Source organism: Pantoea sp. S18 (genome assembly GCF_045689705.1).
In the GTDB taxonomy this organism is placed as follows: domain Bacteria; phylum Pseudomonadota; class Gammaproteobacteria; order Enterobacterales; family Enterobacteriaceae; genus Pantoea; species Pantoea symbiotica.
Genome location: NZ_CP142688.1, coordinates 1,372,771 through 1,386,101, shown reverse-complemented (window position 1 = coordinate 1,386,101; position 13,331 = coordinate 1,372,771). Strand labels below are relative to the sequence as shown.

13 protein-coding genes are annotated in these 13,331 nt (G+C 58.8%); 4 read left to right on the top strand and 9 right to left on the bottom strand.

The window, feature by feature from the left end:
• Positions 1 to 2: 2 nt before the first annotated feature.
• Positions 3 to 929 (bottom strand): 23S rRNA (adenine(1618)-N(6))-methyltransferase RlmF, encoded by a 927-nt coding sequence (rlmF, locus tag VIJ98_RS06275; RefSeq protein WP_323272805.1) that lies wholly within the window; start codon positions 927 to 929, stop codon positions 3 to 5.
• A gap of 127 nt (positions 930 to 1,056) precedes the next feature.
• Between rlmF and VIJ98_RS06270 the strand changes: the two genes are divergently transcribed.
• Complete coding sequence (locus VIJ98_RS06270) at positions 1,057 to 1,686, top strand: flavin reductase family protein (protein WP_323272803.1); 630 nt, start codon at positions 1,057 to 1,059, stop codon at positions 1,684 to 1,686.
• Between the two features lie 80 nt (positions 1,687 to 1,766).
• Here the strand turns inward: VIJ98_RS06270 and hutH (VIJ98_RS06265) are convergent, their stop codons facing one another.
• The 7 genes from hutH (VIJ98_RS06265) to hutI form a co-directional block, all read right to left on the bottom strand.
• Positions 1,767 to 3,248 carry a histidine ammonia-lyase gene (hutH, locus tag VIJ98_RS06265; protein WP_323272801.1) on the bottom strand — a complete coding sequence of 494 codons (1,482 nt, stop codon included), beginning with the start codon at positions 3,246 to 3,248 and terminating at the stop codon, positions 1,767 to 1,769.
• Positions 3,245 to 4,039: an ABC transporter ATP-binding protein gene (locus VIJ98_RS06260; protein ID WP_061717240.1), complete on the bottom strand. Its 795-nt coding sequence runs from the start codon at positions 4,037 to 4,039 to the stop codon at positions 3,245 to 3,247. Before VIJ98_RS06260 ends, hutH (VIJ98_RS06265) begins: the two co-directional genes overlap by 4 nt.
• A gap of 1 nt (position 4,040) precedes the next feature.
• Positions 4,041 to 4,769: an ABC transporter permease gene (locus VIJ98_RS06255; RefSeq protein WP_008102563.1), complete on the bottom strand. Its 729-nt coding sequence runs from the start codon at positions 4,767 to 4,769 to the stop codon at positions 4,041 to 4,043.
• 11 nt (positions 4,770 to 4,780) lie between these two features.
• The gene (locus VIJ98_RS06250; RefSeq protein WP_036647922.1) at positions 4,781 to 5,500 is read right to left on the bottom strand and encodes an ABC transporter permease; all 720 of its coding nucleotides are present in this window, start codon (positions 5,498 to 5,500) and stop codon (positions 4,781 to 4,783) included.
• A 12-nt stretch (positions 5,501 to 5,512) separates the two neighbouring features.
• Positions 5,513 to 6,364 (bottom strand): transporter substrate-binding domain-containing protein, encoded by an 852-nt coding sequence (locus VIJ98_RS06245; RefSeq protein WP_256696020.1) that lies wholly within the window; start codon positions 6,362 to 6,364, stop codon positions 5,513 to 5,515.
• 372 nt (positions 6,365 to 6,736) lie between these two features.
• The gene (hutG, locus tag VIJ98_RS06240) at positions 6,737 to 7,528 is read right to left on the bottom strand and encodes an N-formylglutamate deformylase (protein WP_154153174.1); all 792 of its coding nucleotides are present in this window, start codon (positions 7,526 to 7,528) and stop codon (positions 6,737 to 6,739) included.
• Positions 7,525 to 8,742 (bottom strand): imidazolonepropionase, encoded by a 1,218-nt coding sequence (gene hutI, locus VIJ98_RS06235; RefSeq protein ID WP_323272796.1) that lies wholly within the window; start codon positions 8,740 to 8,742, stop codon positions 7,525 to 7,527. The genes hutG and hutI overlap by 4 nt, the downstream gene beginning before the upstream one ends.
• A gap of 85 nt (positions 8,743 to 8,827) precedes the next feature.
• Here hutI and VIJ98_RS06230 point away from each other — a divergent pair, with 85 nt between their 5' ends.
• Both VIJ98_RS06230 and VIJ98_RS06225 read left to right on the top strand, forming a co-directional pair.
• Positions 8,828 to 10,183, top strand: coding sequence for a formimidoylglutamate deiminase (locus VIJ98_RS06230; RefSeq protein WP_323272794.1), 1,356 nt, complete (start codon positions 8,828 to 8,830; stop codon positions 10,181 to 10,183).
• Positions 10,180 to 10,719, top strand: a complete 540-nt coding sequence (locus tag VIJ98_RS06225; protein WP_323272792.1) for a HutD family protein — start codon at positions 10,180 to 10,182, stop codon at positions 10,717 to 10,719. Before VIJ98_RS06230 ends, VIJ98_RS06225 begins: the two co-directional genes overlap by 4 nt.
• On the opposite strand, the gene hutC is transcribed toward VIJ98_RS06225, so the two are convergent.
• Positions 10,703 to 11,458 carry a histidine utilization repressor gene (hutC, locus tag VIJ98_RS06220; protein ID WP_008102577.1) on the bottom strand — a complete coding sequence of 252 codons (756 nt, stop codon included), beginning with the start codon at positions 11,456 to 11,458 and terminating at the stop codon, positions 10,703 to 10,705. The genes VIJ98_RS06225 and hutC overlap by 17 nt on opposite strands.
• A 319-nt stretch (positions 11,459 to 11,777) precedes the next feature.
• Between hutC and hutH (VIJ98_RS06215) the strand changes: the two genes are divergently transcribed.
• Positions 11,778 to 13,331, top strand: a complete 1,554-nt coding sequence (gene hutH / locus VIJ98_RS06215; RefSeq protein ID WP_323272789.1) for a histidine ammonia-lyase — start codon at positions 11,778 to 11,780, stop codon at positions 13,329 to 13,331.

Genomic DNA, 13,331 nt, shown 5'->3' with positions numbered 1-13,331 from the left:
GCTTAGCGTTTCAGCCGCTTGGCGCGTGTTGCCGGCGGCTGGAACGTCCAGGCGATAAAGCGGCTCTGCTTCTGCCCTTGCGCCATTTCGATGATGCGTACTTCATAGGCATCAAGATCGCGCAGCTGGTCGCGCAGCGCCGGTAAATTCTCTTTGCGCGAGACCAGCGAGGTGAACCAGATAATATGGTCGGAGTGCGCCACGCTTTCAGCGATCATCTGGCCGACGAACTTGCGCTCGCCGCCATCGCACCACAATTCGTTATGATGACCACCAAAATTGAGCGGCGCGTTTTTGCCCAGGCCGAGGTTACGCGTTTTACGCTGACCTACGGTTGCCGCCTCTTCCGCAGAAGCGTGGAACGGTGGATTGCACAGCACCGCGTGATAGCGCTCATTCTTATGCACCACGCCAGCGAAAATCGCCGAGGCCTCTTTTTGCCGACGCAGACGCACGGCGCGCTGCAAGCCCGGATTGCTCGCCACAATCTGTCCGGCAACGGTAATCGCTTCGGCGGTGATATCGGTGCCGGTGAAGCGCCAGCCATATTCGGCGTTGCCAATCAGCGGATAGATGCAGTTCGCGCCGCAGCCGATATCCATCACATCCAGATCGCGTGGCACCACGCCGCCGTTATCGCCTGCCAGCAAATCGGCCAGCGCGTGCACATAATCGGCACGGCCCGGCACCGGCGGCGTCAGATAACCTGCAGGCAATTGCCAGTTGAGGTTATAGAACAACTTCAGCAGCGCCTGATTCAGCAGCATCACCGCTTCAGGATCGGCGAAATCCACCGACAACTCGCCGTAGCCGTTGGGACGCACTTTCACCGCCAGCGGCGGATGGGCTGCGGTCAGAGCAGCAAAATCATAACGGCCTTGATGGCGGTTACGCGGATGGAAAGGTGACGTGGCGGCTGGCTTGTTCATAGTTTCTCCGGAAAATAGCGCGGGCGTAAGATACTCTGGCTAGCGGCATCGCACAATGCGCTTAATCGAATTCACCGTATTAGATGAGATTAGTGCACCACACTCAGGTTCCCTTATAAGGATGGTTATGACTCGTCAGCGTTACTCTTATCAGCCCCGCGCTGGGCACGGTTTGCCACACGACCCTTTGAATGCGATCGTCGGCCCTCGCCCAATTGGTTGGGTCAGCTCACAAAGCGCCAGCGGCGTGCGTAATCTCGCGCCCTATAGCTTCTTTAACTGCTTCAATTATCATCCGCCCATTATCGGTTTCGCCAGCAGCGGCTGGAAAGACAGCGTGCGGAATATCTCCGAGACCAAAGAGTTTGTCTGGAATCTGGCAACACGTCCGCTGGCCGAGGCGATGAATGAGAGCTCCGCGTCGGTGCCGTCTGAACAGGATGAGTTTGCGCTGGCGGGATTAACGCCGCTCGCCGCATCACACGTCAATGTCAGCATGGTGGCGGAAAGCCCGGTGAATTTTGAGTGTAAGTTGACGCAGCTGATTCAACTGCAGGATGCGCAAGGCAAGCCGATTGATAGCTGGCTGGTGATGGGCGAAGCGGTCGCCATTCATATTGATGAATCACTGCTGGAAGAAGGGATCTATCAAACCGCCAAAGCGCAGCCAATCCTGCGTGCCGGTGGCCCGTCGGCCTATTACGGCATCAGCGAAGAACTGCGCTTTGATTTAGTGCGCCCGGATGCGCGCCGCTGATCAGCTAATCGTCGGCCAGGTCGCCATAAATGGCGCCCCTACGACCGGATTTTGTAGGGTCGCCATTCATGGCGACCGCGTTACAAACCGCTCTTCAACACCTGCACCGCACGCGCAATCTCTGGCGCGAGCCAGCGATCTTCCTGCCAGTTAGCGACCACCGCGCGCAGGCGACGCAATGCCTGCGACGTCCCTTGCGCCAGCTGCTCTTCGCCGTGAAAATCCAGCGCCTGCGCCGCCAGCAGATACTCAATCGCCAGAATCTGCCACACGTTGCCCACCAGCTTCAGCAGCTTCAACGCCGCGCCAGTACCGAGGCTGAGATGATCCTCCTGCAAACCCGAGGTCACATAGTTATCCAGCACCGCCGGTTGCGCCAGCTGGCGATTCTCCGCACAGAGTGATGCTGCCACATACTGCGCAATCATCATGCCGGAATTGACACCCGGCTGCGCCACCAGAAACGCCGGTAAGCCGCTCACCAATGGATTAACTAACCGATCCAGCCGCCGCTCGGCGATGCTGCCGACTTCCGCCATGGCAATCGCCAGCAGATCCGCCGCCATCGCCACCGATTCGCCGTGCGGATTAGCCTGCGACACCACGCGCCAGTTATCCGGCGTGCCGAGCACCAATGGATTATCGGTGCAGGCATTGAGTTCGGTCTCAATCTGGCGCGCCGCGTGATCAAACTGATCGCGGCTGGCGCCGTGCACCTGCGGCATTGAGCGCAGGCTGAGCGCATCCTGGGTACGAATGCCGACGCTGGTCGCCAGCAGCGGGCTATCACTCAGCAGTTCGCGTAAACGCTGACCGCTCACCTGCATGCCCGGACTGGCTTTCAGCGCGATCACTTCGGCATCAAAGGCCACCAGCTGTCCGCGCAGCGCCTCAAAACTCATCGCGCCGGTGACATCCGCCCAATCCAGTAAACGCGCCGCATCATCCAGCGCCAGACAGGATAACCCGGTCATGCACGGCGTGCCGTTGACCAGGCTTAAACCCTCTTTGGCACCCGGACGATAGGGCTGTAATCCCGCCAGCGTTAACGCCTGCGCGGCAGGCATAATCTGGTTTTGATACTCCACGTCGCCAACACCAATCAGCGCCAGACCGATATGCGCCATATGGCTGAGATAGCCCACCGAACCTTGCGACGGCACCTGCGGTGTAATCTGCTGATTGAGCAGCGCCAGCAGATGCTGCACCAGCGCCACCGACACGCCCGATTTTCCGTGGCTGTAATTGGCAATTGCCGCGCACAGAATGGCGCGCGCCTGTTCACGCGTCAGCAGCGGGCCGACGCCACAGGCGTGGCTCAGCAGTGTATTGCGCGACAGCTGGCTGAGCTGATCTTCCGGCAGCGTGATGTTGCACAGCGCGCCCAAACCGGTATTGATGCCGTAAGCAATCTGGCCGCTGGCGACAATCTCATCGACAATGGTGCGCCCTTGCGCAATGCGCTGCCAGGCGCTGGCACTCAAACTGAGTTCCGCGTCGTGCCGCGCCACCTGCACCAGCTGTTGCCAGGTTAATGGGCTGTCGCCCCACACGATAGTCATGCTGGCTGCTCCGCGCCGTGATGGCTGGAGATAAACTGCTTAAAGCGTTGCGATCCCTGGGCGCCAAACATCTCTTCTGGCGCGCCCTGACAATCAATAGTGCCCTGATGCATAAACACCACGCGGTTAGAGACATTACGCGCAAAGCCCATTTCGTGCGTCACCACCAGCATGGTGCGCCCTTCTTCGGCCAGGCTGCGCATCACTTTCAGCACTTCGCCCACCAGCTCCGGATCGAGCGCTGAGGTCGGTTCATCGAACAGCATCACTTCCGGATCCATCGCCAGCGCGCGGGCAATCGCCACGCGCTGCTGCTGGCCACCCGACAGCTGCGCCGGGTAAAAATCTTTGCGATTGAGTAAGCCGACGCGATCCAGCAGCTGCTCCGCCTGGGCGATGCAGCTTTTCTTGTCGCGCTTCAGCACATAGTGCGGCCCTTCAATGACGTTTTGCAGCACCGTCATGTGTGACCACAGATTAAAGCTCTGGAACACCATGCCGAGGCGTGAACGCAAACGCTCAATCTGCTTCGGATTGGCCGCCAGCTGATGGCCGCGCGCATGGCGTTTCATCTCAATGGTTTCGCCGCCAACGCTCACCACGCCGGCGTCCGGCGTTTCCAGCAGGTTGATGCAGCGCAGCAAAGTACTTTTGCCCGAGCCGCTGGCACCAAGAATCGAGATGACATCGCCTTTATGCGCCTGCAGCGAAATGCCTTTCAGAACTTCCATCGCGCCAAAGGATTTATGGATATCGGTGGCGGATAAGGTAACGGGTGATGTGGAATGCATATTACTCTCCGGCAAGCGGTTTAACGGCGGGCAACGGCTTTTTTGCGACACGATGCGCCGGGGTCAGACGACGCTCTAACAGCGCGTACAGCTGGACGATAATAAAGTTGAGAATCAGGTAGATCGCCGCCGCACAGACGAACACTTCCATGGTGCGATAGGTACGCTGAATGATCTGCTGCGCCACGCCGGTCACGTCCCAAACGGTGACGAGGCTGGCGAGCGCGGTGGATTTCACCAGCAAAATCGCTTCGGTGGAGTACGCGGGCAGCGCATAGCGCAGCATGATTGGCGCGATAATGCGGCGCAGCAGCAGCCAGCGCGACATGCCGCAGGCGAGGCCCGCTTCCACTTGTCCAGCTGGCACCGCGAGCAGCGCCCCGCGCAAGATCTCGGCGGTGTAAGCTGCAGTGCAGAGTGACAGCGCCAGTACCGCGCAGATAAAGGGTTCACGCAGGAACGGCCAGACGAAGCTGTGGCGGATCACGCCAAACTGCCCAAGACCGTAATAGATGAGAAACAGCTGGATCATCAGCGGCGAGCCGCGAAACACCAGAATGTAGCCGCGCGCGAAACCGCTCAGCACCCGCCAGCGGCTCATGCGCAGAGACAAAATGCCAATCGCCAGTAGGCCGCCGCAGATAAAGGCGCTGATAAACAGGCCAAGCGTCACCGGCAGCGCGGCGCTCAGTTTGAGAAAGGTATCAAAGAGAAAAGCGAAGTCGATCATGCTGCTGCTCCTTAATGCTGTGCCGCAGTGCGACTTTGCCACGCACGACCAAGGCGCGATTCCGCCCGACGAAACGCATGATTAGACACCAGCGTCAGCACCAGATAACAGGCGCCGCCGATCAGATAGAAAGTGAAGTAATCGCGTGTGGATCCGGCCGCAACCTGGCTGGCGCGCATCAGCTCGACGATGCCGGTGACCGACACCAGCGCCGAATCTTTCAGGCTCATCTGCCACACGTTCGACATGCCCGGCAGCGCATAACGCACCACCTGCGGCAGCAGAATGCGTTGCGCGATACGCCAGCGCGGCATGCCAATCGCCACCGCAGCTTCCACCTCGCCTTTCGACAGCGCCAGACGTGCCGCGCGATACACTTCACCCTGATATGAACCAGAGATGAGCCCGATAGCCAGCGCACCAATCAGGAACGGCGGCGCTTCGATAAAGCCATCCGCGCCGAACATCTGCCCAACCAGCGTAATCAGGCCGGATCCGCCGAAATAGAACAGGTAGATCACCAGCAGTTCCGGGATGCCGCGAAACACCACCGAATAGCTTTCACCCAACCAGCGCAGCCAGCGCTGAGGCGATAATTTGGCGGCCGCCACACCGGAACCGACCACCGCACCAATCATCAGCGCCACCAGCGACAGCAGCAGCGTGGTGCAGGCGGCACTCAGGATCAGGCGGCCCCAACCATCAGCACCAAAACTCAGCAGGCTCATCATCTTTCACCTCACTTACGGGGTTACGTCAGTTTTAAACCACTTCTCACTGAGCTTTTTCACCGTGCCGTCAGCCAGCGCAGCATGAATCGCCTCATCCAGCTTGGCTTTCAGATCGTTATCCGCCATGCGCACGCCCATCGCTTCGCCTTCGCCCCAGATTGGGCCGCCGAGCTGTGGACCGCTGAAGATCAGATTGTTGTTCTCTTTGCGCGCCAGCATCGATTGCGCAAAGGTCACATCATCGAACACCGCATCAATACGGCCCGATTGCAGATCGAGCATCGCGTCCGCCGACGAGGTGTATTCGCGTACGTCAGCATCGCCTTTGAAGTACTTATCGATAAATGGCGTGTAAACCGTGCCGGAGGCGATACCGATGGTTTTACCCTTTAGCGCCGCTTTCAGCGGAGCAATCGCCGCATTGATCTCTTTCTCATCGTCATGCAGCTTGATGATGTTGTGATCGGCTGGCAGCAGCGGGCTATCTTTGGTTGTAATGAAAGTGGCAGGCGTTGAGGCATATGGCGTGGTGAAGTTGACCACTTTTTTACGATCCGGCGTGATGACAATCGCATCCATGATCACGTCATATTTACCGGCGTTGAGGCCGGCGATCATGCCGTCCCAGTTCTGCACCACCAGCTTGCACTGAATGCCCATGCGCTTGCACAGGTCTTCCATCAGTTCAGGTTCAAAGCCGCCTAACTTGCCGCCCGGCAGCGTCAGGTTCCAGGGTTCATAGCTGCCTTCGGTAGCGATGGTGATCGATTTCCACTCTTTCGCCTGTACGGCAATGCCGCTCATCATCAGGCTGGCAAACAGGGTCGTGAGGCAAAAACGGCGAATCTGAACACGGTGCGTCATGCGGCTTCTCCTGGCTATTAATCGAGTTTGTCAGTCTCTGCTTGTGCAATATTTGCAGATGACCTTTCATGTATATACAAGTTAGCGTGCGGCAGATCATTGTCGGCATAAGCTTTTTGTGAGCCAGCCAGTATAAAAATTGATAATCGCTGCGTGGTCTTTACTTGTACATACAACCTAGCAAGCGCTATGCCAAATCGGCAAAGCCGCAAAATCAGGGGGATTGTCACGGGATGGACGTAATGTTGCACTGTGGTGTAGCAGAGAATGCATTGCGATGGTGCAAGGTAGGGTCGCCATTAATGGCGACCGTCTAAAATGTACTCACAGCATTAATTGGTCGCCATGAATGGCGACCCTACGAATGTGGTTTTATTGGGGTTTACCCGCTTCTAAAAAGGCCTGCATCAGCGGTTTCAGCACCTTCTGCAGCTGCGCAGCGCGATCCTGCTGCCAGGCAAATGGCGGGGTTTCATCCATATAATTAAGCTGCGCCAGCTCCAGCTGCACCGCCTGCACGCCCTGCTCCGGCTGGCCGTAGGCGCGGGTAATGTAGCCACCTTTAAAGCGCCCATTCGCGATCCAGCTGTAATCTTGCTGCTCGCTGCAAACTTGCTTAATCGCCTCGATCACCGCCGTTGAACAACTGGCACCATCGTTGGTCCCGATGTTGAGATCCGGCAAACGTCCCTCAAACAGGCGCGGGATCACCGAGGCGATTGAGTGCGCATCAAACAGCAGCGCGTAACCGTGCTGCGCTTTCAACCGCGCCAGCTCCTGCTGTAGCTGCTGATGATACGGTTGCCAGATGGTGTCCAGATAACCCTGACGCACCTCGGCGCTCGGCGTTTTACCTGCAGCAAAGGTTGGGCTGCCGTCAAACAAGGTTTCCGGATACAAACCGGTGGTCGCCGTGGTGTAGAGCGGCTGATTATCCGCCGGGCGATTGAGATCGATAACAAAACGCGAATAGTGACCAATCAACACGCTGGCACCAAGATCGCGCACAAAGTCATACAGCAGCGGCAAGTGCCAGTCGGTATCCGGCAGGCCGCGCGCGGCGTCGCTCAAACCGGCATCCACTTCCGGCGTTAATTGCGTACCGGCGTGCGGAATGCTGACCAGCAGCGGAATCTTACCAGCGGTGAAATGAAAAGGTGTCATTGCGCTTCTCCACGATAAATAACCTGGCACGGCAATTCGCCGCCCAGCCAGTAAACCAGCTCTGCCGGACGCGCCAGCGGCCAGTGAACAAAATTCGCGACCTTGCCCGCTTCCAGCGAACCGTGCGAGTGCTGTAATCCCAGCGCTTTGGCGCCCCACAAGGTCACGCCCGCCAACGCCTCTTCCGGCGTCAAACCAAATAGCGTGCAGCCCATATTCAGCATCAGACGCAGCGAAAGCGCCGGTGACGTGCCCGGATTGGCATCGCTGGCCAGCGCCATCGGCACGCCGTGTTCACGGAACAGCGCCACCGGCGGACGCTGGGTTTCGCGTAACAGATAAAACGCGCCCGGCAGCAATACAGCAACAGTGCCATGTTGTGCCATCGCCTGCGCGTCGGCTTCGGTAGCGTATTCCAGATGATCGGCGGAGAGCGCACCGTAACCGGCCGCCAGCGCCGCGCCGCCCAGCGCCGAAAGCTGCTCGGCATGCAGTTTTACCGGCATGCCCAATGCTTTGGCTGCATCAAATACCGTGCGAACTTGCTCAGGAGAAAAGGCCAAATGCTCGCAAAACGCATCGACCGCATCCGCCAAACCTTCGGCTTTCACCTGCGGCAGCAGGCGCTGGCAGATGATATCGATCCAGCCTTGCGGATTGTCTTTAAACTCCGGCGGGAAGCCGTGCGCGGCCAGGCAAGTAGCTTGCACATCGGCGGGCACCGTTTCCGCCAGCTCACGAATGGCACGCAGCATGGTGAGCTCGCTGGCTTCATCAAGACCGTAACCGGATTTGATCTCCACCGTGGTGACGCCTTCCGCCAGCAGGCGATCCAGCCGCCAGCGCGCACTCGCTACCAGCTCTTGCTGGGAAGCGGTGCGGGTGGCGCGCACCGTGGAGAGAATGCCGCCGCCCTGTGCAGCGATTTCTGCATAGCTCACGCCATTGAGACGCTGCTCAAACTCCTGGCTGCGATCGCCGCCAAACACCAGATGCGTATGGCAATCCACCAAACCAGGCGTGATGATGCCGCCGGAAAATTGGTGCTGTTCACGCGCGGCAAAAGCCGGGCATTCGCTGCGCGGCCCCACCCAAATCAGTTTTCCCTGATCGACCGCCAGCGCGCCGTTGGCAATCAGATTGTAGTGTCCGTCACGCATCGTAACGATGTCGGCCCCCAGCCACAGGCTGTCGATCTGCTCTGTTTCTGCCATCCCACTCCCCTTCGCGTTCGGCGATTTACACCAGGCTTCAAAGTATGTATATGTATATACAACCTTTCGCCATGCAGGATCAACCATGACAACCTATTTTGCCCCACGCGCGCTGCTGGCCGACGGCTGGCATGAGCGCGTGCTGATTACCACCAACGCAGCTGGACAGATTACACAACTCGCGCCCAACAGCGAGCCCGGCGAGGCCACGCGTCTTGCCGGACCGGTAATTCCAGCGATAGCGAATCTGCATTCACACGCCTTCCAGCGCGCGATGGCAGGACTGGCCGAAGTGGCGGGCGATCCGCAGGACAGCTTCTGGACATGGCGCGATCTGATGTATCGCATGGTGCAGCGCCTGTCGCCCGAGCAGGTTGGCGCCATCGCCACGCATCTCTATATCGATATGCTGAAAGGCGGCTACAGCCAGGTAGCGGAATTCCACTATTTGCACCACGATGCGCACGGCAAACCCTACGCCGATGATGCTATGCAGCTGGCGTTGATGGCGGCGGCAGATAGCGCGGGCATCGGCCAAACCTTGCTGCCGGTGCTCTACAGCTACAGCGGTTTTGGTTCGCAGCCGGCCAGCGACGGCCAGCGCCGTTTCATTCAGCAAACCGACGCCTATCTGCAACAGCAGCAGCGCGTGGCAAGCTGGAGCGCGGATAAGCCGCTGCTTAATCATGGCATCTGCTTCCATTCGCTGCGCGCGGTGAATGAAGCGCAGATGCACGAGGTCTTAGCCGCCTGCCCGCAGGATGTGCCGGTGCACATTCACGTCGCCGAGCAGGAGAAAGAGGTTAACGATAGCCTGGCGTGGAGCGGCGAGCGTCCGGTGGCGTGGCTGCTCAACCGTTTCAAGGTCGATCAGCGCTGGTGTTTAATTCACGCCACCCATCTTGATGACGATGAAATTCAGCGCATGGCGGCGAGCGGCGCGGTGGCGGGCTTGTGTCCGACCACCGAAGCCAATCTCGGCGACGGCATTTTCCCGGCGGTGGAATACATCGCGCGCGGCGGTCGCTGGGGCATTGGCTCCGACAGCCACGTGTCGCTTAGCGCATTAGAAGAGCTGCGCTGGCTGGAGTACGGTCAGCGACTGCGCGATCGTCGTCGCAACCGCATCACCTTGCCCAATCAACCTTCCGTCGGCGATCTGCTGTGGCAGCAAGCCGCACAGGGTGGTGCGCAGGCGTGTGGCTTATCGGCGGGTGAACTGGCGATTGGCAAACGTGGCGACTGGCTGGTGCTGGCAGAAGACGCGTTCCTCAGCAGCGTCAGCAGCACATCGTTGTTAAACCGCTGGCTGTTTGGCGGACAGCGCGAACAGATCCGCGACGTGTTTGTGGCGGGCAAACAGGTGATTCGTGCAGGCCATCATGCGGCAGAAGAGCACGCAGCGATCCACTTCGCTGAGGCGATGAGGGCATTACAATGAGAACCCGTTTTGCCTATGACCAGCTTCCGGTCAGCCGCTGGCGCAACGGCGGCGGTGAAACGCGGGAAATCGTCAGCTATCCGCCGGGCGACGCACAGTTTGCCTGGCGCGCCAGCATCGCCACTATCTCCGCCGACGGGCCGTTTTCGCCCTTCCCCGGCATCGATCGGGTGATTACCTTGCTGCATGGCGACAGCGTTTTACTTGAGAGTGAACAGGCTCAGCAGCACTTAACTCCGCTGCAGCCGTGGGCGTTTCCCGGTGAATGGGCAATTGAAGCTAAAATTTCGGGCAGCTGTCAGGATTTCAATATCATGACGCGGCGCGACAGCTGGCGTTCTGCGGTGAGCATCGCCCAGGAAGCGGTCAGCAGTGAAAACGGCGTGGCGTGGGTGGTAGCGGGCACATGGCAAACATCGGCCGGAGAAACGCTGGCGGTGGATCAGGGGATGTGGTGGCTGGATGAAAAGCTACAGCTGGCACCACAAACGTCGGATGCCAGACTGTTATTTGTCACGCTTAACCGTGTCCTCTAAAGCGACCCAGCAACTTATAGCGCGATCCTGGATAAAGCAGGCGCGCGTAGGTCACAATCTTGTTGTCGCTCCACGTCTGACGACGAATCAGCAAGCACGGCTCATGTTCATCCAGCGCCAGATGCTTACGCTGGCGCAGATCCGGCAGCACCGCTTCAACAATATGCTCACCGGCGGTCAGCGGGGCGACGCGCATCAAATAGGTGTACGGCGTCAGCTGATGATAATCCTGACTGAGATAATCCGGCGCCACCAGCGGATTGACCAAACGATCTTCCAGCTGCACCGGCAGATCGTTTTCGTAATGCACAATCAGCGAATGGAACAGCGTTTGCCCGGTAGATAATCCAAGCACCGCCGCCTGTTCTGGATCGGCCTTCATCTGCCCAATCGACAAAATCTTGCAGCTGTGACGATGTCCGCGCTGCGCAATCTCATCGGCGATGTTGTGCACTTCCAGCATCGCGGTGTAGCCCTTCATCTCAGCGACAAAGGTGCCTACGCCCTGCATGCGCACCAGAAAACCTTCGCTGGTGAGCTCACGCAGCGCGCGGTTAATGGTCATGCGACTGACGCCCAGCTCGTTCACCAGTTCACTTTCAGACGGCACGCGCTGATTGGCTTTCCAGTGGCCTTCACGGATCTGGCTAACGATCGCCTGCTTCACCCGCTGGTAAATCGGCGCAGGCTCATCGCCCATCGCCGCAGCCAGCTGTGCTACTGCTGTTTGCTCCGCCATTTCCTGTTCCTTTAAAGAATAATGCCCAAAGTTTACTGTCTCAGCCGGTAAATGTATATACATCTAATTGTGCAATCCGCCCAGCATTGGTGCAGCATTCGTGCCATTCCGGTGCAATCACGCTGCGGTTGCGCCTCTTTCACCGCTTTGCGCCGCATTTCACAGAACAAGAACAATCTGGCATAGCGCTTGCTACTTGTATAGACAAGATTAGACACTTATGCTTCACTCATCGCAATCCACGGCAAATCGGACAGCCACATCGCAAAATATCGGCGTCCAATTCATGCCAGATCACTTGTATAGACAGGAGTAGACTATGTCAGGTTCGGTTCAGGAAATTCGCCTCGTTCCCGGTGAAGTGGACCTCGCGACCTTGCGCTGCATTTATCAAAGCAAGGTAACGCTCACGTTGGCCGATGAAGCGCGCGCAGCGATTGCCCGTGCCCATGAAACCGTTGATGCCATCGTCGCATCCGGCAAAGTGGTTTACGGCATCAACACCGGTTTCGGCAAGCTGGCGCAGACGCAGATCCCTTCGGCGCGGCTGGCAGAGCTGCAGCGCAATCTGGTGCTGTCGCACAGCGTTGGCCTGGGCGATTTACTACCGGACAATGTGGCGCGGCTGGTGGTCGCCACCAAAATTATCAGCCTGGCGCGCGGTCACTCTGGCGTGCGCATCGAACTGATTGAAGCGCTGCTGGCGCTGTTCAACGCGGGCGTGATGCCGTGCATTCCGGAGAAAGGATCGGTTGGCGCGTCAGGCGATCTGGCGCCGCTGGCACATCTTTCCTTGATGCTGCTGGGCGAAGGTCAGGTACGCGTCGAGGGCGAATTGATACCCGCGACTGAAGGCTTAGCGCGCGTTGGCCTGCAGCCGATTGTGTTGGGCCCTAAAGAAGGTCTGGCGCTGCTCAACGGCACGCAGGTCTCTAACGCGCTGGCGCTGCGCGGTCTGTTCGAAGCGGAAAACCTGTTCGCTGCCGGCCTGATGGCCGGTGCGCTGTCGCTGGAAGCCATTAAAGGTTCGGTGAAACCTTACGATGCGCGTATTCACGAAGCGCGCGGCCAGGTTGGACAGATCAACGTTGCCGCCGCCGTCTCCTCTTTATTATCCGGCAGTGAAATCCTCGGCTCGCACACCAACTGTGGTCGCGTGCAGGATCCCTACTCGATTCGCTGCGTGCCACAGGTGATGGGCGCCTGCCTGGATAACCTGACGCACGCCGCGCGCGTATTACAGATTGAAGCCAACGCCGCCTCCGATAATCCGCTGGTGTTCAGCGACAGCGGCGATGTGATTTCCGGCGGCAACTTCCACGCTGAGCCGGTGGCTTTCGCCGCCGATATTCTGGCGCTGGCGATTGCCGAAATCGGCGCGATCTCCGAGCGTCGTCTGGCGCTACTGCTGGATACCGGTCTTTCCGGTTTGCCGCCGTTCCTCGTCAATGATGGCGGCGTTAACTCCGGCTTTATGATCGCCCAGGTCACTGCGGCGGCGCTGGCGTCTGAGAACAAATCGCTGGCGCATCCCGGCAGCGTTGACAGCCTGCCGACCTCCGCCAACCAGGAAGATCACGTTTCGATGGCGACCTACGCAGCCCGCCGCCTCGGCAGCATGTGCTTCAACACCGCCGCCGTAGTGGGTATTGAAGCGATGGCCGCTGCACAAGGCATCGATTTCCATCGTCCGCTGCAGAGCTCGCCGACGCTGGAACAGGAGATGAGCCGCATCCGCGAGAACGTGGCCTTCCTCGATCACGACCGTTTACTGGCGCCGGATATCGAATCCATGCGTCTGTGGGCCAGCGCATCCGCATGGCCTGAATCCCTTACCGCGCTGCTGCCAAGCCAGCGTAAGACTGTTAATTAA

Bases quoted from the DNA above. Each gene is read 5' to 3' on its own strand.
- VIJ98_RS06245 (WP_256696020.1), bottom strand. From the start codon at position 6,364: ATGACGCACCGTGTTCAGATTCGCCGTTTTTGCCTCACGACCCTGTTT.
- VIJ98_RS06230 (WP_323272794.1), top strand. From the start codon at position 8,828: ATGACAACCTATTTTGCCCCACGCGCGCTGCTGGCCGACGGCTGGCAT.
- hutI (WP_323272796.1), bottom strand. From the start codon at position 8,742: ATGGCAGAAACAGAGCAGATCGACAGCCTGTGGCTGGGGGCCGACATC.
- VIJ98_RS06225 (WP_323272792.1), top strand. From the start codon at position 10,180: ATGAGAACCCGTTTTGCCTATGACCAGCTTCCGGTCAGCCGCTGGCGC.
- hutH (WP_323272801.1), bottom strand. From the start codon at position 3,248: ATGACTATCGTGTGGGGCGACAGCCCATTAACCTGGCAACAGCTGGTG.
- hutH (WP_323272789.1), top strand. From the start codon at position 11,778: ATGTCAGGTTCGGTTCAGGAAATTCGCCTCGTTCCCGGTGAAGTGGAC.
- rlmF (WP_323272805.1), bottom strand. From the start codon at position 929: ATGAACAAGCCAGCCGCCACGTCACCTTTCCATCCGCGTAACCGCCAT.
- VIJ98_RS06260 (WP_061717240.1), bottom strand. From the start codon at position 4,039: ATGCATTCCACATCACCCGTTACCTTATCCGCCACCGATATCCATAAA.
- hutG (WP_154153174.1), bottom strand. From the start codon at position 7,528: ATGACACCTTTTCATTTCACCGCTGGTAAGATTCCGCTGCTGGTCAGC.
- VIJ98_RS06250 (WP_036647922.1), bottom strand. From the start codon at position 5,500: ATGATGAGCCTGCTGAGTTTTGGTGCTGATGGTTGGGGCCGCCTGATC.
- hutC (WP_008102577.1), bottom strand. From the start codon at position 11,458: ATGGCGGAGCAAACAGCAGTAGCACAGCTGGCTGCGGCGATGGGCGAT.
- VIJ98_RS06255 (WP_008102563.1), bottom strand. From the start codon at position 4,769: ATGATCGACTTCGCTTTTCTCTTTGATACCTTTCTCAAACTGAGCGCC.
- VIJ98_RS06270 (WP_323272803.1), top strand. From the start codon at position 1,057: ATGACTCGTCAGCGTTACTCTTATCAGCCCCGCGCTGGGCACGGTTTG.